The sequence below is a fragment of the Streptomyces sp. AMJ-169 genome (assembly GCF_055597585.1).
The window spans coordinates 1-20,192 of sequence record NZ_JBVLTJ010000019.1 but is presented as its reverse complement, the minus strand read 5'-3'; the positions used below and the strand labels follow the sequence as shown (position 1 = coordinate 20,192).

Below are 20,192 nucleotides of genomic sequence, written 5' to 3'. Positions count from 1 at the left end.
CGCCTCCTGCTTGCGCGCATAAACCGGAAAAGGGGCCGACAGTGCACCGTCGGCCCCTCTCGGGTTCATTTCAAGATCAGTCGTCCTGGCCGGGGATCGGCTTAGGCGCCGGCGGAACCGGCTTCTTGGCCTTGGGCTTCGGCTTGGGCGGCGGGGGGAGCTGCTTCGACTTGGGCTTCGGGGGCAGCGGGGCAAGCTTCTTGAAGCTCATTCCAACTCCTTGGGGGGATTGCGCTGAACCTTCAATTTCGCCGAATTCCGCGTCCGGAACCCGATACCGAGGAACTTACACGCTCCTCATGTTTCCGGGAGGCAAAATTGGCAAAGAGGCACTGTGAATCCCCTTGGAGAACCTGAGTGTTCCTTTAGCGGCCGTCCCGCGGACCGAACACCTCCAGCGCTGTCCGGTCACTCACCCGCGCATACAGATAAGTGTCCGCCCACGCGTCGATCCCGTCGTATTCACACTCCCCGACCAGCCGTTTCACCGCCGCCGGGATGTCGTACGCCGTGACCCTCAGGTCGGTCCCGGGACCGAGGAGACACCAGTGGGCGCCGGGCCGGCCGTACGGCATGCCGACGCTGCCCGGGTTGACGATCAACCTCCCTTCCGCGAGCCGGACATAGGGCATGTGGGTGTGTCCGCACACGACGACGCGTACGTCCGGGTCGACGCCGGCCAGCACCTCCGCCCAGCGCTCCGGGCGGGAGTCGGCCAGGACAATCTCCTCGTCGTCGCGGGGAGTTGCGTGGCAGAACAGGACGTCGCCCAGGCCCCGCACCTCAAGGGTCACGGTCGCGGGCAGCCCCGCCAGGAAGTCGACCTGCTCCTCCGTGAGCGCCTCCGCCGCGAACGGGCCTATGGGGTCCGGGATTTCGTCGCGCAGACCGCGCCGGTACTCCACCAGCTCGCGGTCCGCGTTGCCCGCCACCCACAGCACGCGCTCGCCCTGTTCCCTCAACAGGTCGATGACTTCGGCGGGTTGGGGCCCGGCCGCGATGTCCCCGGTGAGGACGATCCGGTCGGCCGCCACCACCTCCGGCTCGGCCAGCACCGCCTCCAGGGCGGGCAGGACACCGTGGATGTCGGAGAGGACCGCTACTTGATTCACCATCAGATTCCTCACTGTGTAAGCCACTTCGCCTCCTTCTGCCGCTCCCGCAGCCACGTACGCCACTTCGCCCTCTCCAACTGCTCCCGCAGCCGTGTACGTCACCCCGCCTCCCCCTTCCGCTCCCGGACCCCCTCCGCCAGCACCTCCGCCAGATGCCGCCCCCGCACTCCGCCCAGCTGCTCCAGCTGGGTCCGGCAGGAGAAGCCGTCCGCGAGGATCACCGCGTTCTCGGGGGCCTCGCGCACCGAGGGCAGGAGCTGTTCCTCCGCGCAGGCCCGGGAGACCTCGAAGTGACCTTGTTCGAAGCCGAAGTTGCCCGCCAGGCCGCAGCAGCCGCCGGACAACTCGCCGGTGAGGCCAGCCGCTTGGCGCAGGCGCCGGTCAGGGGAGTCGCCCAGGACCGCGTGCTGGTGGCAGTGGGTCTGGCCGGCAACCGGACGGTCCAGCCTAGGAGGCGTCCAGCCGGGCGCGTACTTCTCCAGCGCCTCCGCGAACGTCAGGACACGGGCCGCCAGCCGAGCGGAACGGGGGTCGTCCGGGAGGAGTTCGGGAAGGTCGGTACGGAGAGCGGCGGCACAACTGGGCTCCAGGACGACGAAGTCGACGGGCGTGTCGGCGAAGTCGGGTTCAGCACGGGCGGGTTCAGACGCACTGGTGAAGCCGGTTTCAGTACCGGCGTGTTCAGACGCACCGGCGAAGCCGGTTTCAGCACCGGCGAGTTCAGCCGCACCGACGAAGTCAGCTCCCTCATCAGCGAGTTCAGCCGGACCGGCGAAGTCGCCCCCCTCATCAGCGAGTTCACCCCCTCCGACAGCCCCGCCCCCCTCAACAACCCCGGCCCCGCCGACCCCGACCCCCTCAACAACCCCGGCCCCGCCGGCTCCAGCCCCCTCCGCCAGATACCCGTCCAGCAGATCCAACGTCCTCCGCATCACCCCCCGAGCCCGCTCCAACTGCCCGGTGGACACATACGTCAGCCCACAGCACACCTTCTTCCCCCGCACCGCAGGCGGCAGCTCCACCCCCACCCCCGCCGCCTCCAGCACCTCAACAGCCGCCCGCCCCACCTCAGGTGACAGATACTCAGTAAACGTGTCCGGCCACAACACCACCGTCGCCCGCGCGCCCTCCGAAGGACCGGCCCCCTCCGCAGGCCCCGCCCCCTCCGCACGACCCACCCCCTCCGAAACCGCCGCCCCTTCCGAACCCGCCCCCGCACGAGAACCCACCTCCGCACGAGAACCCACCCCCGCAACCCTCCTCCTCCCCCACCACCGCCCCAACGTCTCCGAAGCCACCCGAGGCACCCCCCGCTCCCCCGCAACCCCGCCCACCCGCTTCCCCAACCCCGCCAACACCCCTACAGATCCGGCCCAGTTGACCACCCCCGCACTCCGCGTCCGGGCCACCCACCCCAGCCACACCGGCAGCCACCCCATGCTGTAATGCGCGGCCGGCCGCCGCCGCCCCGCGTAATGGTGGTGAAGGAACTCCGCCTTGTAGGTCGCCATATCGACCCCCACCGGACAGTCCGACCGGCACCCCTTGCACGACAGACACAGATCCAGCGCGTCCCGCACCTCGGCCGACCGCCACCCGTCGGTCACCACCTCCCCCGCGAGCATCTCGTGCAGCAACCGCGCCCGCCCCCGCGTCGAATGCTCCTCCTCCCCGGTCACCCGGAACGAAGGACACATGACACCGGCCCCCGCGGGCTCGGCCGTACGGCACTTCGCGACCCCCACACACCTGCGCACCGCCGCCCCGAAGTCCCCGCCGTCGGACGGATATCCGAACTCCACCGGCACCGGCGTACGCGGCAGCGGCGCGAAGCGGAGGTTGGCGTCCAGGGGCGCGGGGCGCACGAGGATGCCGGGGTTCAGCAGATCGTCCGGATCCCACACCCCCTTGACCCGCTCGAACAGCCGCACCATCTCCGCCCCGTACATCCGCGGCAGCAGCTCCGCCCGCGCCTGCCCGTCCCCGTGCTCACCGGACAGCGACCCCCCGTGCGCGACGACGAGATCCGCCAACTCCTCGGAGAACCGCCGGAATTGAGCCACCCCCGGCGTGGAGAGCAGATCGAAGTCGATGCGCACGTGGATGCACCCGTCCCCGAAGTGCCCGTACGGCGTCCCGCGCAGCCCATGAGAAGCCAGCAGCCCCCTGAACTCCCGCAGATAGGGCCCGAGTCGGGCGGGCGGCACCGCGCAGTCCTCCCAGCCCGGCCACGCCTCCCGGCCGTCCGGCATCCGGGTCGCCGTCCCGCTCGCGTCCTCCCGGATCCGCCACAAGGTCCGCTGGGCGCCGGGGTCGGTGACGATCAGCGCGTCGACGGCGTCGGCCGCCCGCACGATCGTCTCCGCCCGCGCCCGCGCCTCCCCCGCGCTCTCCCCGCCCGTCTCGACGAACAGCCAGGCACCCCCTAGGGGCAACCCCGAGCCCTCGGGCACGAGGTCCGCCGCCATCCCCTCGACCGTCAGCGGCCCGTAGGGGAGCAACCCTGACGCCGCCTCCGCCGCCGCGCCCTCGTCGCCGTACCCGAGCACCGCGAGCGCCCGCGCGCGGGGCGCCGCCACCAGGCGTACGGTCGCCCGGGTCAGCACCGCCAGGGTCCCCTCGGAGCCGCAGTACGCGCGGGCCGTGTCGGCGCCCTTCTCCGGCAGCAGCGCGTCCAGGGCGTACCCCGAGATCCGCCGGGGCAGCTCGGGAAAGCCCGTGCGCAGCCGGGCCAGCTCGGTGTCGACCAGGGCGCGCAGGCCCTCCGGGGCGCCGGACCAGCCGGGGCCCAGGGTGTGCCGCTCGCCGCGCGCGGTGAGCACGTCCAGGGTGCGGACGTTGTCGGCGGTCGTGCCCCACGCGACCGAGTGCGAGCCGCACGAGTTGTTGCCGATCATGCCGCCGAGGGTGCAGCGGCCGTGGGTGGAGGGGTCGGGGCCGAAGCGGAGGCTGTAAGGGGCACCGGCCTCCTGGAGCCGGTCCAGGACGAGCCCCGGCTGGACGACGGCCGTACGGCTCCCGGGGTCCAGTTCGAGCAGCCGGTTCATGTGCCGGGTGAAGTCCAGGACGACGCCGGTGCCGGTGGCCTGTCCTCCGATCGAGGTACCCCCGCCCCGGGCGACGACGGGCACCCCGTGCTCCCGGCACACCGCGAGCGCGGCGGCCACATCGTCGTCGTCCCTAGGGGACACCACCCCTAGGGGCACCCTCCGGTAGTTGGACGCGTCCATCGTGACGAGCGCCCGGGAGGTGACGTCGAACCCGACCTCACCTCGCAGGGCCTTGCGCAGCTCAGCTTCCAGATTCGGCATGGGGACAGGAAATCAGTACGGCGTCCGAACCCGCTCCCGTCCCGCGTCTCACCAGGAGCCCCACCGCGTCTCAGCGGCCGGAACAGGTTTCACCGGGGTTTCCCCTACGGGCTACCCTCCCCTCGTGGCTGAGATCCGGATTCCCGCTGACATCAAGCCCGCCGACGGTCGTTTCGGCGCGGGCCCCTCCAAGGTGCGGACCGAGGCGCTGGACGCCCTGGCCGCCACCGGCACCTCCCTCCTGGGCACGTCCCACCGCCAGGCCCCGGTGAAGAACCTGGTGGGCGAGGTCCGCGAGGGCATCTCCGCGCTGTTCTCGCTGCCCGAGGGGTACGAGGTCGTCCTCGGCAACGGCGGCTCGACCGCGTTCTGGGACGTCGCGACCCACGGCCTGATCGAGAACAAGTCGCAGCACCTCACCTTCGGCGAGTTCAGCTCGAAGTTCGCCAAGGCCGCCAAGCTGGCCCCCTGGCTGGCCGAGCCGACCGTGATCTCCTCCGACCCCGGCACCCACCCCGAGGCGCAGGCCGAGGCCGGCGTGGACGTGTACGCGTTCACCCACAACGAGACGTCGACCGGCGTCGCGGCCCCGATCCGGCGCGTCGCGGGCGCCGACGAGGGCGCGCTGGTCCTGGTCGACGCCACCTCCGGCGCCGGCGGCCTCCCCGTCGACATCGCCGAGACCGACGTCTACTACTTCGCCCCGCAGAAGTCCTTCGCCTCCGACGGCGGCCTGTGGATCGGCGTCTTCTCCCCGGCCGCGATCGAGCGCGCCGAGCGCGTGCACGCCTCCGGCCGGCACGTCCCGGAGTTCTTCAGCCTCCCCACGGCGATCGACAACTCCCGCAAGAACCAGACGTACAACACCCCGGCGCTCTCCACCCTGTTCCTGCTGAACGAGCAGCTCAAGTGGATCAACGGCCAGGGCGGCCTCGCCTTCTCCACCTCCCGGACGAAGGACTCCTCCACCCGCCTCTACACCTGGGCCGAGGAGTCGAAGCACGCGACGCCGTTCGTCACCGACCCGGCGAAGCGCTCGCAGGTCATCGGTACGATCGACTTCGCCGACGACATCGACGCCGCCGCGATCGCCAAGGCCCTGCGCGCCAACGGCATCGTCGACACCGAGCCCTACCGCAAGCTCGGCCGCAACCAGCTGCGCGTCGCGATGTTCCCGGCGATCGACCCGTCGGACGTCGAGGCCCTCACGAAGTGCGTCGACTACATCATCGACAGCCTCTGACGCGATCGGTACGACGACGAAGGGCGCCCGGTGAACTCCGGGCGCCCTTCGCGCAGTTCAGGCCGCCGTACAGCTCACGGCGGGCGAACTCCCCCCGCCGGGCGCCGCACTGAACCCGAGAGTGGCCGAACTCCCCGCCGCCAGCGCCCCGTTGTGCGCGGCGTTGACAGCGGTCACCGCCGGTCCGCTCTGTGTGTACGAGGCGTTCCACATGCTGGAGACCTGCTGTGAGCCGGCGAAACTCCAGGTGACCTTCCACGACGAGATCGCGGCCGACCCCGAATTCACCACCGTCACCTCGCCGTTGAACCCGCTCCCCCAGTCACTGGTCACGGAGTAGGCGGCGGTACAGGCGGCCGAAGAGCCACCACCCCCGCCGCCCCCGCTTCCGCCCCCGACCGGCGGGAAGAGGGGCGCCTTGACGCTCGCGAGATACCCGTCCTTGACGGTGTCGACGCTCTGCCAGTCGTCCTTCAAAATCCCCCCGGTGTCACCGGAGTTGGGGTTCCAGGACCAGAACGTCCAGTGGAAGGAGTCACCCCCGTACGACGAGGTCGGCCGCAGATAGCTCACCAGCGCCGCGAGCCACTGCTGGTCCACGCCCGCCTGGAGCGTCGTACCGAACTCCCCCACCCACACCGGGGCGATGTTCTGCTTGAAGATGTAGCCCCAGTACTTGTCCCAGATCCCCGGCATGTTGGCGGGGAACGCGGGGTCGCTGAACCAGCTCTGCTGGGCGACGCTGGTGGCGTAGTCGTGGGCCGAATACACCACGCGGTCAGGGACGTTGAGCTGTACCGGGTACTGCCCGACGCCCATCAGATTGCCGCCCCACCACCCCGAGACCCCGTTGAAGCTCTGCACGCCCTCGACGAAGATCAGCAGCTCCGGATTGACCCCGAGCACCGCGTTCCCGGCCCGCTGCGCGGCCAGCCGCCAGTCGGTCGCGACATCCCCGCAGCCCCAACAGGCGGGATCGTGCGGCTCGTTGTGGAGATCGATGCCTACGACGGTGGAGTTGCCGGCGTAACGCGTCGCCAGCGCGCGGAGGTTGGCGATCCACGTCGACTCCGGCACGGCGGCGGTGTACCACAGCGCCGACTGCCCGCTCGCGTCCGGCCGGTGCCGGTCGAGGATGATCCGCATGCCGTCCTGGCCGGCGTACGCCACGATCTTGTCCAGCACACCAAGGGAGTTGAGCCCTTGGAGGTCGGCGTTCTTGCCGCTGGAGAAGTCGATGCTGTTGGGGACGGTCGAGGCCTTGAAGATGTCGTCGCTGTACGGGATGCGGATGGTGTTGTAGCCGAGCGACCTCATCTGGTCGATCATGCTCTTGTAGTCGCGCGACCAGAGGCCGTGGACCGTGTAGTTGGCCGTCGGGAACTAATCCAAGAGACAGTTTTTGGAGGTTCCTGGATCATGGATGCCATGGAACAACCCGAGGTCACCGAGTTCGACGGGTGCGGGAGGTGCCTGGTAGCGGTTCGCCGTCTATCGCGCAAGAACGAGAAAACGAACAGCCCGGAGAAGCAGAGAGACCTAATCTTGAAGGCCGCAGCCGAGGTTGGCGGCCACATCATCGGGTGGGCCGATGACTGGGAAGTGTCAGGCGCTATTGACCCACTGGAAAGGCCCAAGTTCGGTCCGTGGCTCCGAGGGAAAATGGGGCCGTATAGCGGCATCGTTGGGGCAGCAGTCGACCGGATCGGCCGCAACGCGCGGGACGTTCTCAACACGGCGTATACGACCTATGAAGCCGGAAAACTCCTCATCACTGCCGATCACCCGGGAGTCTGGGACCTTTCGGACCCGAACCAGGAATCGGAACTACTTGTCAAGGCCCTAGGCGCCCAGCTTGAACACCGTTCGACCAAGGTACGCATTCAAGAAGAGCACGTGCGGGCCCGAAATGCGGGACAGCCGAAACAGAAGCCATCATATGGATACATGTACGTTCGGGAGATCCCGACAGGAAAAGTCACCAAGGTAGCCCTACATCCTGAATCCACGAAGCAGATACGTAAAGTTGCTCAGCGACTTCTCGCCGACACAACCGGAAAGATAACCGTCAACTCTGAGTGCGCCCGGCTGACACGCGAAGGAGTACTAACCCCACATGACCGGCTTGCGGTTATGTACGGACGAGAGCCGAAGGGCGCCCCATGGGTCTACGAATCGCTGCGGTCAATTCTATGCAGCGAAGCCGCTTTGGGATATCTCATGCATAACGGGAAGCCGGTTTTGGGCGAGGACGGGCGACCCATTCAAATAGCACCACCCCTGTGGGATAGCGCAACACGTCTGGCATTGATCGCGAAGACCCAACCAAAACAGAAACAAAAGAGGAAAAGGGCACCTCAGGGAACCAAACTTCTGGCAGATATTTCCGATTGCGGCGAATGCGGAGTGCGCCTGATCGCAGGCGGACGTAAAGGGTACGGGTGCACGGCACGAGTTCGCGGAATGCCGAAATCGCAGAAGTGTAGGCCAGCACCAACTATGATGGCTCACCTTTTGGAGGCGGCAGTCTCGGAAAAGTTCCTGGCCGAGTATGGCAGTGGTCAGGTGATGAAAAAGATTTTCGACCCAGGCACGGGCTATGCCGCCCAGATAGCTGCACTGGAGGTGGACAGGAAGAGGCTTCGGGACGACCGGGAAGCAGGCTTGTACGACTCGGACGATGACGCCGAGTGGTTCCGTACCAGGTACGCTCAACTTGGCGCCGACATAGAGCGGTTGAAGAAACTCCCCGAAAAACCTGCGGGCATGAAGATGGTTCCGACAGGGATAACGGTAGCCGAGAAATGGGATAAGGCACGCGACGATGCGGAGCGCCGAGAAATGCTCGACGAGTTCGGGATAAAGGTCAAGCTGTTCTCGAAGAAAGCGTCTAACAGGTTTGAGATGACGGGGAAGAATCCTTACATGTTGGCGAGCTGAACGAGTCGGATTGTTCAGCCGTCCCGAGAGAGGAATAGAGTTCATGCGAAAGGGTAGTGCCATGATTCGTGTCGCGTTTGTTCACCCTGACGGGAAAGAGGAGATGCGGGAACTCCCTGTGGTTCCCCGGGTGGGGGAGCACATCGGATGGGCGCCCGGCTCAGAGGGTATTACGGAAGAGCACACGGTTAGTTCGGTCTACTGGGATCTTGACGGGCGGGATGGATTCCATGCGGTGGTTACGCTTGAGGACCGGGTGATTGGCCGACTCTCTGATTCGGAGGTCAATTCTTCAGCCGTTAGCTGAAGCAGAGGGAAGTAGACACAGTGAAGCCCCGGCGTGAGATTACGCCGGGGCTTCACTGTTGATGCGTCCAGACAGTCAGCATCGGTGGGGGTGCGAACAGCGGATGTCCCCGCCGGCAAAAAGACGACGGCAGGGACATCCGCTGTTCTTGCGTCCGTTTTCGGCTCACCGCAGCTGGGAGCCGATCTTGTCAGGGTGCGATCCGGCTGATAACCGGCCGCAGGTAGTTCACTGGAGTCCCATTCAGTGTAGTGAATTCAACGGTCTTGATGGACAGCCGGTTGATTGAATTGTTCGGGAGTTCGGCCACCTCTCCCCGGAGAGCGTCTGTGAGCATGCTCGATTTAGAAGTCAGCCGGAAGATTCCCAAGCTCGATTCTCCGAATATCCGGAACAGGATGTCGGCGGCATTTGGCTCTGTGATTATGTCAATGCTTTCTGACTCGGTAAGGACGGCCCATTTTCCGTCTTCCTCTTTCTCTGTCTGGGCGCGCCCCCCGAAGGCGGAAGATATGCGGTTCGCGATATGCCAGTCATCAGAAGTCACATGCCATCCCAAAGGGTGGGCGGCGCGGGGATCTTTCTCAAACGCGGGAGAGAAGGCGCCAGCTATGCAGTTCATTGGTTCTCTTGCTCTCTTCCTTCCGTATCTCTCGCAGGACTGCCAGATCTTCGGCTATGCCCGCTGCTATCTCGGCTTCTGCCGAGGTGTGGCCGGAGCCGACATAGCGCCAGGTGGAGTCTGTGATGTTGTCGGTGTGGTCATTGGTTATGCCGCCATTCCGGTGTTCTGTTCGTGCGGCCCGGAGTTCGCTGTAGGTGGTGGAGTAGTTCCGGGATTTGGTGAGTATGTGGCCGCGAAATCCGAGGGTGTGGGCCCAGAGCCTGAGGCGGAGGGGTTCGAGTTCGGGGAGGGCGCCGAGGCGCCAGCACGTGCCCATGAGGGCGCGCAGGTGAGGGCTGACCGGGGCGAGGGCTATCGAGGCGTAGTCGGTGACCCGGTAGTCGATGCCGCCGGAGTCGCCGACGCTCTTGGATACGTACTTGGCGACGTAGGAGGCAACGGCCGTGTCGGTCACGGCAGTTGAGCCGGTGAAGGCGTCTGAGCCGATCGGGTGCACATCGAGCTGCGTGCCCCAGCGCACGGCCCTCTCGCCGGTCGCCGGAGAGTACGGGGCCCGGACGACCACAGAGGCCGCAGCGGCCCGTACAGCCCCTTCCAGGACTTCCGGGGTGGCCCACAGCGGGGGAGGGGTGGACGGGCCGTCGGGGCCGTCGAGGCGGACGACGGCATGGAAGTGCACGGCGCCGCGCCGCTGGTATTCGGCGACCTTGGCGAAGGACAGCCTCAGGTGCTCGCCGAGGCGTGCCTGTGCGATGCCCGCCGCCGTCGCGAGGTGGCGTCGTACGGCGCCTGTCCAGACGTTCCACAGCCGTCCGGCGAGGGCGTGCCAGAGGACGTGTCCGGGGTAGTCGTAGCACTCGGGGCACAAGGGCTGACCTGTCGTCAGATCGCCGTCGGCATGGTGTTGTCCGCAGCCGAGGGGGCGTCCGTGCGGGCAGGTTCCGCCGTCGCGCCGGGGTCGGCACGGGGGCCCGGAGGGGTCGGTGGCACGGTGGACGGCCCCGAACGTGGGGGCGGTGAGGGTGACGAAGAGGCGGGGGTGGAGCTGGACCCGGCCGGTGACGCCTTTGCCGCCGAGGAGGCCGGAGCGGACCAGGTGGAAGGTGTCCCCGGCGTGGACGCGGGCGCAGGAGGGGCAGACGGTTTCCCGGCGGTTGCGGCACCGTACCGGCATCCGCCCGCCCGGCTCCCCGGTGGTGTCGTAATGGCGGAGGATTTCACCCGTCCGGGCATCCCGGGTGATGGTGTGCCCGGCCAGATAAACGGGACGGGCGCAGCCTCCGGTTCCTTTTATCTGTTCACGCCAGCGCGGGAATCCTGGCTCATTCGCGAGCCGGATCATGTCGCGTTCAGTGTCAGAAAGAAGGCACGGGCGCCCAGCCTCTCGCGGGACTGGGCGCCGCGCCGGTCGGTCGGGGGAGGGCATCAGGGGGGCCTCTTTCACAGGGGGGCAGGTCAGTCATAGGTCTTCTCCCGGTACGACCGGCCGGACTGCGGAAACCGCACCCCCGCCAGGGCAAAACCCCAGGTCAAAGGGGGTGCGGTCCATGCCGGCTTCGAGTGGTAGGTTCCGGTGTTTCCGGAGGGTGCTAGTGGATGCTGGCCGGTTCACCGGTACCGGTCACCGCGTTCGCGATGACCGTAAGGAGCGCCTGTATCGGGTCGCCCAGAGGGGTCATTCCGAGCAGGAATCCAGCCAGTACCAGAATCGCGATCTGCGTGATGGAAATTTCTCTTTCACGCGCCAGCATGTATATGTACAGAAATAGCATTGCGCAGCAGAAATAAAGCACCGCCGAACTCATGCGTTTTCACCGCCTTTCGGGAATTCGATGGGGCCCGCTTTGCTCAGGAGAGCGTCAGCGGGGGGATTCATGGCCGCGATCTGCGCCGTTTCCTCCTCCGTGACCGGGTGGGAGCGGGCGCGCACCCATCCCCCGGCCACGGTGACCACGGCAACCCCTTGTTCGTCGTCCGCGATCGACTGGACGGCCGCGACCGCATCGGGGTGGATGTCGCCGACGGTCATCTCTGCGGAGGCTTCATCGTGGGCTCGGTGGGCGATGCGTCCGCCGAGCTGCGAGCGCAGCGCGGTGACCCGGGCGCCGATGTCGGAGCCGACGCGCTGTCCGGCCACCACTAGGTGCACGCCGAGCGCGGCGCCGAGCTGGGCGACGCGCAGGAGGAGGGTTCCCGCGCGTTCGGATTCGTCCTTGGACTGGCGCGTGCCGTCCATCAGATACAGCTCCGCCAGCTCATCGACGATCACGACCACGGGCACGGGCCGGTCATGCTCCGGCAGGGCCCAGACGGACCGCACGCCCGCCACCCGGCAGACAAGGACGCGATGGTGGATCTCCTCCAGGACCCCCGACAGCACGTCGATCGCCTCGCGCCGGTTGGTGGCCAGCTCAGTCAGCCGCCGCCCGAAAACCGACAGTTCCATGCCGCCCTTGAGGTCGATGCCGACCAGCGCCACCGGCTGAGGGGCGAGCCCCCGCACCAGCGCCGCCAAGAGGGTGGACTTGCCGGACTGTGTGGCTCCCGTGACGAGCCAGTGGGGGACCGCCCGCAGGTCGATCAGCCAGCGGTTCCCCTCATCCGTGCGGCCGACGTCCGCCGTCATCAGCGTCCAGCCCGCCGCGCCCGCCGCGACCTCACCCCGCAGGGGATCGCTGGCCATGACCGTGATCACGGCCTCACCCCGGCGTACCGAGCGCACCCGCACCGCGTGCACCCTCCAGGTGTGTTCCATCGCCCGCGCAGCGTCGTACACGAGCTGCGGTGTCTGCCCGGGGTGCAGAAACACTTTCAGGACCAGCCCGTTGCGGGTGGGCCGGGGCAGCGAGCGCCGAGGGGGTTCGGGGCGGATGCCCGTCCCCCGCACGACCAGCGACCCCACTACTTGACGAACCGTCAGGTAGACCGAGAGGCCGGTGTGGTCACAGAGTTTGCGCCACGTCCACCAGATGCGGACGGCCGTCGCCGGGTAGCCGGTCAGCCACCAGCGCCACGGCCAGGTTGGCCGGGGCGACCGTGTTCGCTTGGCCCTGCGGGTCGCCAGCGCGGGACGCCACCACCACTCGGTCAGCGACAGGGCGACGAACGCCCACCCCAGTCCGAGGATCAGCCACGAGGCGATCACTTGCCCGCCTCCATCTGATCTATGAGCGCCCGCGCGCGGATCTTTGTTTCGGTCGCGTGATGGTGCGTCAGCTTCAGCAGGTAGCGGATGATCCCCGCCTCATCGGACACCGACAGCAGCGCCTCGAGGCCGGACAGGGCCCGCAGGTCCTTCAGCAGCGCCCCGAACTCGAAGTCGGTGTCGTCGTCGACGGTCACCGCGTCCCAGTCCGTACCGCTCTCGGCCGCAGCCTCTTTCATCTGCCGCACCATCGAGGCCGCCTCAGCCGCGACCCTGCTTGCGCACGGGAACGAGCAGGCCCGTACCGGCTGTTCGTCCTCCCCCGCACGGCCGACGATCACGGACGGTGTCCGCGTGCCCTTGAGGTAGTCCCTGCCGCAGTAAGCGCAGGCCATGCCGTCTCTCTGGCGGGCTGCCAGGCCCCAGAAGTACCGGTCCATCATCAGGACTCACCCCCGCTCTTGCCCCGGGGCGCGGCGGCCGGAGCGGACCCCGCAGCCGCAGCAGGCGCCGCCGCCGTCGGCCGGATCGCCCCCGCCTTGTAGGAGGTGCCCGACCGGCCGTCCACCTGCCACTCCGTGGCCCACAGGTCGACCACCGCCACCTCGGCACCCTCCGCGATCCCCGCCGGCGCGCCGATGGTGACCACCTCGATCACGTCGGTCCGCCGCCCCTCCGCCTGACGCACCGCCAGACCGGTCACCCACTGGGGACGCCCCTCCCGGTCCCGGCGCGGCTGGCCGTCCGGGGTCATCCGCGCCTCAGGGGCCGTGACACACCGGATCGTGCCCAGACGGGCCGTGTCGATGGGTTTCGTCTGCATGAAGACACACCTCTCCTCAACTCAACATGTCATCCACTCATTCGAATGAGTGAGTGGCTGGTTCATGCTGGGCCCCTGCACAGGAGAGGGTCAACCACTTATTCTCATGAGTGCCTGACCGTGTAGATCACGGGTAGCCGAGAGTCAACGCGGCGCGGCCGAGCCGACGCCCCGCAGGAAAGGACACGCATTGCATGACAGCACCAGAGCAGATCCAGCCCCGCCCGACCATGGCCGCACAACTCGCTGAACGCGTCGGGCAGGACATCAAGAACGGCCGGTACGGTGTCGGGGAGTCACTGCCGTCCGAAACTCAGCTTGAGACGATGTACCAGGTCAGCAAGGCGACCGTGCGGACGGCGATGGACCGGTTGCGGCGCATGGGACTGATCGAGACCCGGCAGGGCAAGGGGTCCATCGTGATCAGCACCGGCGGAACCCTCCCGACCATCACCGTGCGGCGGGAAGTGCAGCGCACAGCCCGGGGTGCGTGGGTCCTGCCCGACGCGGCCCAGGTCGAGGAACCCGCTGTCAGCCGGGGCGCTCTGGACGGCCTTCCGGCACTTCTGCTTGACCGGCAGCACGAGGAAGCAGTCACCGTCGACCGCCTTCTGTACGACGCGAAAACCGGGGCGCGATTCGCCTACCGGATCTTCATTCCCCTTGCCACGGCGGCCGGTGTTCCGTCCCTTGCCGACACCCCCGCCCTGCCGACGAGCGATCTCTACGACCAGCTCAGCGCAGCAGGCGCCGACCTCGCTTTCACCGAGCATGTCACCGCCCGCCCTGCGTGGTCCGACGAGCAAGCCATGCTCGGACTCAGTGACTCCAGCCCGCTACTGATCACCTACCGGGTCACCACCGACCAGGAGACCGGACGGCCGCTGCTGTGCGAGGAGCTGAAGGCCCCGGCCACCACACAGTTGGTCTTCTCCCTCACCCCGACCCAGGCCCCAGCCAAGCGCACCACCCGCCGCGCCCGATCGGTGTAACTCTTCTCCACTTACTCAAGGGCGCGCGCTCCGCGCGCGCCGTCGGGGCGGACCGCCCGCCCCGGCCGGGCATGCGGCCTGCGGCCGGTCCCGTCCGGTCGGCGACCGCCCCGACGCACCCCAGCCGGCACCCCGAGCAGCAGCAGAGCCCACCTGAGGACCCGCTCAGGTGGGCTCCGTCGTACCCGGTCGGCCCCGGTCGAGAACCACCACCAGGACCAAGCCCTTCCACCCCGGCACCCCGCCGTCCAGCCCCCGGCAGCCGACACGGGGTGACCACCGCCGGACGCCGGGCACGACCAGGACCAGCCCGCCGTAACGGCCTATGACCGGGGCCGGTGGTACCCGGGGGGCGCTCCGCACTCCCCGGGACCCCCCGCGAGCACGGCACAGCCTCCCGCGCGCACCCGTATCACCGTGGCGCACCCCCGTCCGCGCGGAAGGCCATGCCGCACGGGGTACCGCGATGACCCCGCCGTACAGGCATCCAGATACCCGCCCACGGGCCCCAGCTCCCGGGGGTACGAACCGCTGCTGACCCGCCGGCAAAAAGACGACGGCAGGTCAGCAGCGGTTCTCCCGCCGGTTCTCCGCCTCACCGTCGGCATGTCTCAGCGTGCTTCCTGGCGGCAGCCGACGCCGGTCCGAAGCCCCGGACCCGGAGCGTCTTGCGGCATCCGTCGCACGCGATGAACTCAGCCCCCCGCGCGTCCTTCATCAGCGTCACCCGCGAGCCCGCCCGCGTCTTCCATTCCTGAGGCCGCATGGTCCCTCCCGTTGCTACAGATGAACGTTTCTTCCAGCTCAGGCCACGCCGGTCACCGAGTTCAGGTACTCGGCGATCAGGCGCACGCCGTCCGGCTGCATCCAGACGGCCCCCTCACCCGCAGGACCCGTACGCGGCACAGGCTTCACCACCCGCAGATCAAGCCCCGCCCGCGCGGCAGCAGCAGACAGCTCGCGAGCCGCCCCGTCCGCCTCACGCCACCCCGTCAGGTAGTCCACCTCAGGCAGCCAGACCGCCTCATCCGGCCAGCCTCCCGGTGCTGGTATCTCCTGCATAGCTCAGCTCATCCCTCCCTGAAGCCCCATTGACCAGATCACCGGCCAACCCCCCGTCACTTCCCAGCCGTTGGCGAAAACAGGGTGGTCACTCTACTTCGCTGCGCTGTCACCACCAGGGGCTATGCCCCACGTACCGCCCGAAAGGCCCCATTGCCACAGGACCCCTACGGTTCACTCATCGGCCGGACACATGCCAGATGCATATTCAGAACAGCCTGTCTGTTCACGCGGCCAGCCGTGCCGCAGCAGGCACCGCACCGTCCCGCCGCGCAGGCATCCAGCCGTCCGGCCACCCGCCCACGGGGCCCAGCTCCGGGGGCCCGGCCAGCGGGCGTTCCCGCCGGCAAAAGGACGACGGCAGGAACGCCCGCTGGCCGTCTGCCGGTTGCCCGCCCCACCCATATCGGTACATCCCGGGGCCCTTCCCGGGGTGCGACCGGCGGGCGTTCCCGCCGGCAAAAGGACGACGGCAGGAACGCCCGCCGGTCTCCTGCCGGTTCTCGGACTCCCCGCCGGTCCCGGAGGAACAGCCGCTCCCGGCAGCCAGGAGGAGACCCCGCAGACAGCAGAAAGCCCCGCCGTGCACGAAGCCGAGCACGACGGGGCAGCGCTGGTGCGGGAGGCGGGGAGGCCCTAGACGGCAGGAAGCCGTACTCCGTGGATCACGTCGGGGCCTACGTCTACCCCCATCGTTGCGAGGACGGCCGCCCGCCGCCGCTCCGCCGTGACGCGCTGGTACTGCTTCCGCTCGAAGTCGCGGTAGTAGTACGGAACAGCGTCGAGGTCTTCACCACTCAGCGGGATCTTGGCTGCGTTCTCGGCCGAGTAGGGGCTTCGGGGACACTGCGGCCCCCAGGGGGCACCCCAGCCGGAGGCGGGGGGCATTGCGGCAGTCTCAACGGCCTCAGCCGGAGAAGGAGCCTCTACGGGCTCCGGCTTGCGGTGCTTGCCCTTGCCGGGCAGCAGAAGCGCGAACAGGGTACGCAGGCACGCCGAGAGGGCGCGCGCGATAGAGTGGCGCACGGCGACAGTCCTTCCAAGACCAGTGTCGTCAGGCCCCGGCAGCGGAGTGTTACCAGCACTCCGGTCCCTGTCGGGGCCACCTTGTTTTGTTGTGTTGGGAACCGTACCACCGAGGTCAGCTCATCGGCGAGAAGCGGGTTTAGTCGTCGACGTTCGGATGGTCCAACGGCTGTACGTGTCCGTCGTACTCTCCGCCCGGCTCACCAGGGCCGAGGTAGGGATCTTGCAGGGGCAAGAAGATCTCGGGGTTGCATTCCTCGCATCCGGCGCAACCACCGCCCCGAGGTATCGGGCAGGGCATGAATGGTTCCTTTTCAGAATCGGTCTACGGCCGTCGCCTGTGGATCTCGGGTTTGGGGTGCTCGCGGGGCTCCCAGACATTCCTAAGGCGGTCGAGCGTTGAGACCAAGCCGCAATCCCAGCAGGCGGTGGCGATAGAGACGTCCGCGATGACTGCATCAGTCTGACGACTCCCGCACGCCCGGCAGGGCGTTCCGTTGTAGTTTCTTGCAACGAAGTTGAAAGCGTCCATGACTTCGCTGCCAAGCTGGAAAGCTTTAGCTAGAACGGTCCGATCGTGTCGTGTCTGCGTGGCCCAGTCCATATTCACCTCTAAGGTAGCTGGGGTTCTGAAAGCGGTACGGCGGCCCACCCGGGGGAGGCGGACCGCCGCGTCAACTCAGGCCGGATCAGGCGACGTTGAGTTCAGCTACCTCAGCGGCAGCATCCATTTCCGCGTCAGTGGCCATGAACTCGTCGAACTCCCCGTCTTTGACTCCCTCCGCGAACTTGGTGAACTCCACGCGGGTGAAGAAGAGTACGGGGCTGTTCTCGTCCTTGTCGTCAGACAGCGCGATCATGCGGGTACCGTCCGGCACGCTCGGGTGCGGGTGCCCATCGGCGTCCGACGCAGCAGCGACGATGACGCAGTCCTTGACGATGGGGTCAAGGTCCGTCCGCTTTGCCTTGCGCCAATCGAGGCCGGGAGCGGAAGGGTTCTCGAAGGGCTTTGTCGTATGCCCGTTGGTGATGGTTCCCATTCAGGTGTCCTTTCTCGGAGAGGGATTAGCCTGTGTGGCTTTCACCGTCCAAAAGCCACACAGGGTCTTTGGCCGGTCCGTTCCGTTCTGGAGTACGGGACGGACCGGAGAGCGTTCGCTAGTTGTTTACGAGCGCGCCAATCAGAGCCCCGGTGATTACTGCTGCTAGAAGAAGGGATACGAAAGCAGCGGCTTCGGGTATTGCTCTTCGCATGAGTTTCTTTCGTGCGTGGTGGGGGGGGGAGACCGCCCCTGCCGAGGAGGGGAATTAACATTCTCGGCAGGGACGGAGACTAGAGGGGGGAAGGTTCCGCAGAATTCGGCCGAAAGCTTCGGTTCGATCGTCTCTGAGGGTTTTCTCTAATGCGTCGGAGAGGGAGACGGGTTCGACGTTAGCGGGGAGCGCTTCCCATTCGGTTCCGCCATTGAGGGGGCGAAGCTGAATACGGCCAGCAAAATGATCCATTACCCGCCCGAGGCGGTTAGTTTCCGTGTCTCGTACGGTTTGGCCAACCTGAGGTTCCCGGGGCTGTCGAGGGGTGTTCACGCCGCCCCCAGCAAAAGAGAACGGTGAGGGTGATGCCGTATCACTTCGTTGGCCCACGCCACGGTTTCAGCGCTATGCCCCCTAGCCGACTCACGGTTCCGCGCGACTTGTTGGCAGCAGCCGCAGCCAGGGACCGGTACCGGCTCCAGCTCTGCGGGACGCGTCACCTCGGTCACTGCGACACCTCCTCAACCATCCCGGATCTAGCGTTCGCTGACGCTTCTTCGATGGCCCGCTCAACGAAGTCGCCGTGATCCCACGGGACAAGCCGCCAGAACGCCCGGGAAGCGACGAGCGCATGCAGCTCTGCAACGGCGTCTTGGACCGGTAACGCTTGCTTGCTGTTCATGACTAGCGGCCGGACCCCTCTACTGAGCTGTGACGATCTGCTGATGGCCACTCACACCATGGACCCCAGGGGGGTACGCTCACTAGGGATTTGGGCATTCCAAAAGAGGTAGGAATATTCCAAACGCGTAGGAATAACTGGGGAGTTGAACACGTGAGCGAGAACTCTTCGCCGGTTGCTGGTCCGGCTGCTGCCGAGTTCGGAGAGGAGGTCAAGGCGATTCGCCTGAAGCTCAAGATGTCTCAGACGCAGTTCGGGACCGAACTGCACTACCGGCAGGCGTACATCAGCAAGGTAGAGACCGGTCAAGTGCTGGCGTCGGAGTCTTTCGCTGAAGCCATGGACAGCTGGTTGAAACTGCCAGGGGTATATGCCCGCCAGCGGACACGGCTACTCAAGCTGTTTGCACACCCAGATTGGTTCCGCCCCTACGTGGAGCTGGAGGAGAGGGCGACCGCCGTACGGATGTTCCATCCGCAGTTTCTCCCCGGCTTGGTGCAGACGCCGGGGTATGCATGGGCGGTTCTGCGGGCGACCCGCCCGGAGAACCTAGACGAGTTGGTTGCGGGTCGTCTGAACCGTCAGAAGATCTTGAGTCGTTCGGACCCTGACCCGGCCCGCCTCTGGCTAGTTCTCAATGAGGCAGTGCTGAGGAACCGTGTCGGTTCTGCTGAGGTAATGCGGGAACAGCTCAAGCACCTGCGGGTGCTCGCGGAGGTCCCCCGGAACCGAGTTCAGATCATCCCCGCCCGAGAGCTGCACTATGGCTTCCCGACCAGTCCGTTCGGGCTGTTGTCGTTCAACGACAGAGCTGACGTGGTGCACGTCGACGGGTTTCCTCGTGGGTATGTCCTCACAGGACCGGACGACGTTCGGGAGGCGCAAGAAGCCTATGATCTGCTCAAGGCCATGGCTGCGCCGCCAGACGAGACGGCTTCTCTGATCGACTCCATTTTGAAGGACTCTGCATGAACCACCTCATCTCGCAAAGCGCGTGGTGCAAGTCTTCGTACAGCGGAAGTAACGGAGGCGAGTGCCTGGAGTGGGCTCCCGGGCACGCGCGGGCAACGGGCGTTGTCCCCGTTCGCGACAGCAAGATCCCGGACGGACCGCACCTCGCCCTCACCCCCCACGCGTTCGCAACCTTCATCAGCTTCGCCCGAGGCACCGACATCTAACTAGGTAGCTAGTCGACCCTGGCGTTTCAGAGGGGAATGAACGCCGGGGTCGACTGCCGTCCGTGGCGGGACGCCACCCGGCCAGGTAGAGCAAGGCCGAGCCCTCAGACCATCTCTGACGATCCGTCAGTATCGCTCCGACCAGCGGCTTTACTTCCACACACCCCCTGTCGAGGCAGCGTGTATGCTTTAGCTTGGTTCCCGGTCTCGAAGCCGAACCAGTTGACCCCGGCGACCCGGACCGGCTGCCCGGCCGCGTCCAGGATCTGCCGGCCGCTGGTGTGCCAGTACCCGGCCCCCGGCGCCGCCGCCGCGTGAGCGGCCTGGCCCCCTTGCACGGCGGTCAGCCCGAACGGCAGCAGCAGCGCGGCCACGACCGCGTACAGCGCCTTTCGCACAGTGCGGAACATGTCCCTTTGTTCCTAATCCGTGTGTAGGAATCCCAGCCGGGCCCCGGCGGGGTGGCTGGTCTTGCTGATGGACGGGTTC

General features: G+C 67.1%; 17 protein-coding genes and 2 pseudogenes. 5 read left to right on the top strand and 14 right to left on the bottom strand.

Features of this window, described 5'->3' with window-relative positions; genetic code table 11:
* Positions 1–76: 76 nt before the first annotated feature.
* The 3 genes from ACYUD3_RS34090 to ACYUD3_RS34080 all read right to left on the bottom strand — a co-directional run bounded on the left by ACYUD3_RS34090 (position 77) and on the right by ACYUD3_RS34080 (position 4,426).
* Positions 77–211 carry a hypothetical protein gene (locus ACYUD3_RS34090; RefSeq protein WP_470978788.1) on the bottom strand — a complete coding sequence of 45 codons (135 nt, stop codon included), beginning with the start codon at positions 209–211 and terminating at the stop codon, positions 77–79.
* Between the two features lie 154 nt (positions 212–365).
* Positions 366–1,115 carry a metallophosphoesterase family protein gene (locus ACYUD3_RS34085; protein WP_470978993.1) on the bottom strand — a complete coding sequence of 250 codons (750 nt, stop codon included), beginning with the start codon at positions 1,113–1,115 and terminating at the stop codon, positions 366–368.
* 98 nt (positions 1,116–1,213) lie between these two features.
* Entirely contained in the window at positions 1,214–4,426 is a 3,213-nt protein-coding gene (locus tag ACYUD3_RS34080) for an FAD-binding and (Fe-S)-binding domain-containing protein (protein ID WP_470978785.1), read from the bottom strand.
* A gap of 124 nt (positions 4,427–4,550) precedes the next feature.
* Between ACYUD3_RS34080 and serC the strand changes: the two genes are divergently transcribed.
* Positions 4,551–5,669: a phosphoserine transaminase gene (serC, locus tag ACYUD3_RS34075; RefSeq protein ID WP_470978783.1), complete on the top strand. Its 1,119-nt coding sequence runs from the start codon at positions 4,551–4,553 to the stop codon at positions 5,667–5,669.
* A 57-nt stretch (positions 5,670–5,726) separates the two neighbouring features.
* Here serC and ACYUD3_RS34070 read toward each other — a convergent pair.
* A pseudogene (locus ACYUD3_RS34070) lies at positions 5,727–7,052 on the bottom strand (cellulase family glycosylhydrolase); the annotation flags it as partial.
* Positions 7,053–7,097: 45 nt separating this feature from the next.
* Here ACYUD3_RS34070 and ACYUD3_RS34065 point away from each other — a divergent pair.
* Complete coding sequence (locus ACYUD3_RS34065) at positions 7,098–8,609, top strand: recombinase family protein (RefSeq protein WP_470978781.1); 1,512 nt, start codon at positions 7,098–7,100, stop codon at positions 8,607–8,609.
* A 497-nt stretch (positions 8,610–9,106) separates the two neighbouring features.
* Here the strand turns inward: ACYUD3_RS34065 and ACYUD3_RS34060 are convergent, their stop codons facing one another.
* From ACYUD3_RS34060 to ACYUD3_RS34035, 6 genes are all read right to left on the bottom strand, one after another.
* Positions 9,107–9,463, bottom strand: coding sequence for a hypothetical protein (locus ACYUD3_RS34060; protein WP_470978779.1), 357 nt, complete (start codon positions 9,461–9,463; stop codon positions 9,107–9,109).
* Positions 9,464–9,500: 37 nt separating this feature from the next.
* Positions 9,501–10,883 carry a replication initiator gene (locus ACYUD3_RS34055; protein WP_470978776.1) on the bottom strand — a complete coding sequence of 461 codons (1,383 nt, stop codon included), beginning with the start codon at positions 10,881–10,883 and terminating at the stop codon, positions 9,501–9,503.
* A 247-nt stretch (positions 10,884–11,130) separates the two neighbouring features.
* Entirely contained in the window at positions 11,131–11,346 is a 216-nt protein-coding gene (locus tag ACYUD3_RS34050) for a hypothetical protein (protein ID WP_470978774.1), read from the bottom strand.
* Positions 11,343–12,686 (bottom strand): FtsK/SpoIIIE domain-containing protein, encoded by a 1,344-nt coding sequence (locus ACYUD3_RS34045; RefSeq protein ID WP_470978771.1) that lies wholly within the window; start codon positions 12,684–12,686, stop codon positions 11,343–11,345. Before ACYUD3_RS34045 ends, ACYUD3_RS34050 begins: the two co-directional genes overlap by 4 nt.
* Positions 12,683–13,081, bottom strand: coding sequence for a hypothetical protein (locus ACYUD3_RS34040; protein ID WP_470978769.1), 399 nt, complete (start codon positions 13,079–13,081; stop codon positions 12,683–12,685). The genes ACYUD3_RS34045 and ACYUD3_RS34040 overlap by 4 nt, the downstream gene beginning before the upstream one ends.
* Before the next feature lie 47 nt (positions 13,082–13,128).
* Positions 13,129–13,509 (bottom strand): hypothetical protein, encoded by a 381-nt coding sequence (locus ACYUD3_RS34035; protein WP_470978767.1) that lies wholly within the window; start codon positions 13,507–13,509, stop codon positions 13,129–13,131.
* A 194-nt stretch (positions 13,510–13,703) separates the two neighbouring features.
* Between ACYUD3_RS34035 and ACYUD3_RS34030 the strand changes: the two genes are divergently transcribed.
* Positions 13,704–14,501 carry a GntR family transcriptional regulator gene (locus ACYUD3_RS34030; protein ID WP_470978765.1) on the top strand — a complete coding sequence of 266 codons (798 nt, stop codon included), beginning with the start codon at positions 13,704–13,706 and terminating at the stop codon, positions 14,499–14,501.
* An 804-nt stretch (positions 14,502–15,305) separates the two neighbouring features.
* On the opposite strand, the gene ACYUD3_RS34025 is transcribed toward ACYUD3_RS34030, so the two are convergent.
* The 3 genes from ACYUD3_RS34025 to ACYUD3_RS34015 form a co-directional block, all read right to left on the bottom strand.
* The gene (locus ACYUD3_RS34025; RefSeq protein ID WP_470978763.1) at positions 15,306–15,563 is read right to left on the bottom strand and encodes a hypothetical protein; all 258 of its coding nucleotides are present in this window, start codon (positions 15,561–15,563) and stop codon (positions 15,306–15,308) included.
* 636 nt (positions 15,564–16,199) lie between these two features.
* Positions 16,200–16,451 carry a hypothetical protein gene (locus tag ACYUD3_RS34020; protein WP_470978761.1) on the bottom strand — a complete coding sequence of 84 codons (252 nt, stop codon included), beginning with the start codon at positions 16,449–16,451 and terminating at the stop codon, positions 16,200–16,202.
* A gap of 827 nt (positions 16,452–17,278) precedes the next feature.
* Entirely contained in the window at positions 17,279–17,629 is a 351-nt protein-coding gene (locus tag ACYUD3_RS34015; RefSeq protein ID WP_470978759.1) for a DUF397 domain-containing protein, read from the bottom strand.
* A 1,049-nt stretch (positions 17,630–18,678) separates the two neighbouring features.
* Here ACYUD3_RS34015 and ACYUD3_RS34010 point away from each other — a divergent pair.
* Together ACYUD3_RS34010 and ACYUD3_RS34005 are read left to right on the top strand one after the other, a co-directional pair.
* Positions 18,679–19,497 carry a helix-turn-helix domain-containing protein gene (locus ACYUD3_RS34010; RefSeq protein WP_470978757.1) on the top strand — a complete coding sequence of 273 codons (819 nt, stop codon included), beginning with the start codon at positions 18,679–18,681 and terminating at the stop codon, positions 19,495–19,497.
* Positions 19,494–19,703, top strand: coding sequence for a DUF397 domain-containing protein (locus tag ACYUD3_RS34005; RefSeq protein WP_470978755.1), 210 nt, complete (start codon positions 19,494–19,496; stop codon positions 19,701–19,703). The genes ACYUD3_RS34010 and ACYUD3_RS34005 overlap by 4 nt, the downstream gene beginning before the upstream one ends.
* A gap of 197 nt (positions 19,704–19,900) precedes the next feature.
* On the opposite strand, the pseudogene ACYUD3_RS34000 reads toward ACYUD3_RS34005, so the two are convergent.
* Positions 19,901–20,113, bottom strand: a pseudogene (locus ACYUD3_RS34000) (cellulase family glycosylhydrolase); the annotation flags it as partial.
* Positions 20,114–20,192: the final 79 nt, after the last annotated feature.

Excerpts from the sequence above, each read along its gene's own strand:
- ACYUD3_RS34015 (WP_470978759.1), bottom strand. The coding sequence starts at position 17,629 with ATGGGAACCATCACCAACGGGCATACGACAAAGCCCTTCGAGAACCCT.
- ACYUD3_RS34080 (WP_470978785.1), bottom strand. The coding sequence starts at position 4,426 with ATGCCGAATCTGGAAGCTGAGCTGCGCAAGGCCCTGCGAGGTGAGGTC.
- ACYUD3_RS34040 (WP_470978769.1), bottom strand. The coding sequence starts at position 13,081 with ATGGCCTGCGCTTACTGCGGCAGGGACTACCTCAAGGGCACGCGGACA.
- ACYUD3_RS34035 (WP_470978767.1), bottom strand. The coding sequence starts at position 13,509 with ATGCAGACGAAACCCATCGACACGGCCCGTCTGGGCACGATCCGGTGT.
- ACYUD3_RS34055 (WP_470978776.1), bottom strand. The coding sequence starts at position 10,883 with ATGATCCGGCTCGCGAATGAGCCAGGATTCCCGCGCTGGCGTGAACAG.
- ACYUD3_RS34005 (WP_470978755.1), top strand. The coding sequence starts at position 19,494 with ATGAACCACCTCATCTCGCAAAGCGCGTGGTGCAAGTCTTCGTACAGC.
- ACYUD3_RS34020 (WP_470978761.1), bottom strand. The coding sequence starts at position 16,451 with ATGCCCCCCGCCTCCGGCTGGGGTGCCCCCTGGGGGCCGCAGTGTCCC.
- ACYUD3_RS34050 (WP_470978774.1), bottom strand. The coding sequence starts at position 11,346 with ATGAGTTCGGCGGTGCTTTATTTCTGCTGCGCAATGCTATTTCTGTAC.
- ACYUD3_RS34065 (WP_470978781.1), top strand. The coding sequence starts at position 7,098 with ATGGAACAACCCGAGGTCACCGAGTTCGACGGGTGCGGGAGGTGCCTG.
- ACYUD3_RS34030 (WP_470978765.1), top strand. The coding sequence starts at position 13,704 with ATGACAGCACCAGAGCAGATCCAGCCCCGCCCGACCATGGCCGCACAA.
- ACYUD3_RS34085 (WP_470978993.1), bottom strand. The coding sequence starts at position 1,115 with ATGGTGAATCAAGTAGCGGTCCTCTCCGACATCCACGGTGTCCTGCCC.
- ACYUD3_RS34090 (WP_470978788.1), bottom strand. The coding sequence starts at position 211 with ATGAGCTTCAAGAAGCTTGCCCCGCTGCCCCCGAAGCCCAAGTCGAAG.
- ACYUD3_RS34025 (WP_470978763.1), bottom strand. The coding sequence starts at position 15,563 with ATGCAGGAGATACCAGCACCGGGAGGCTGGCCGGATGAGGCGGTCTGG.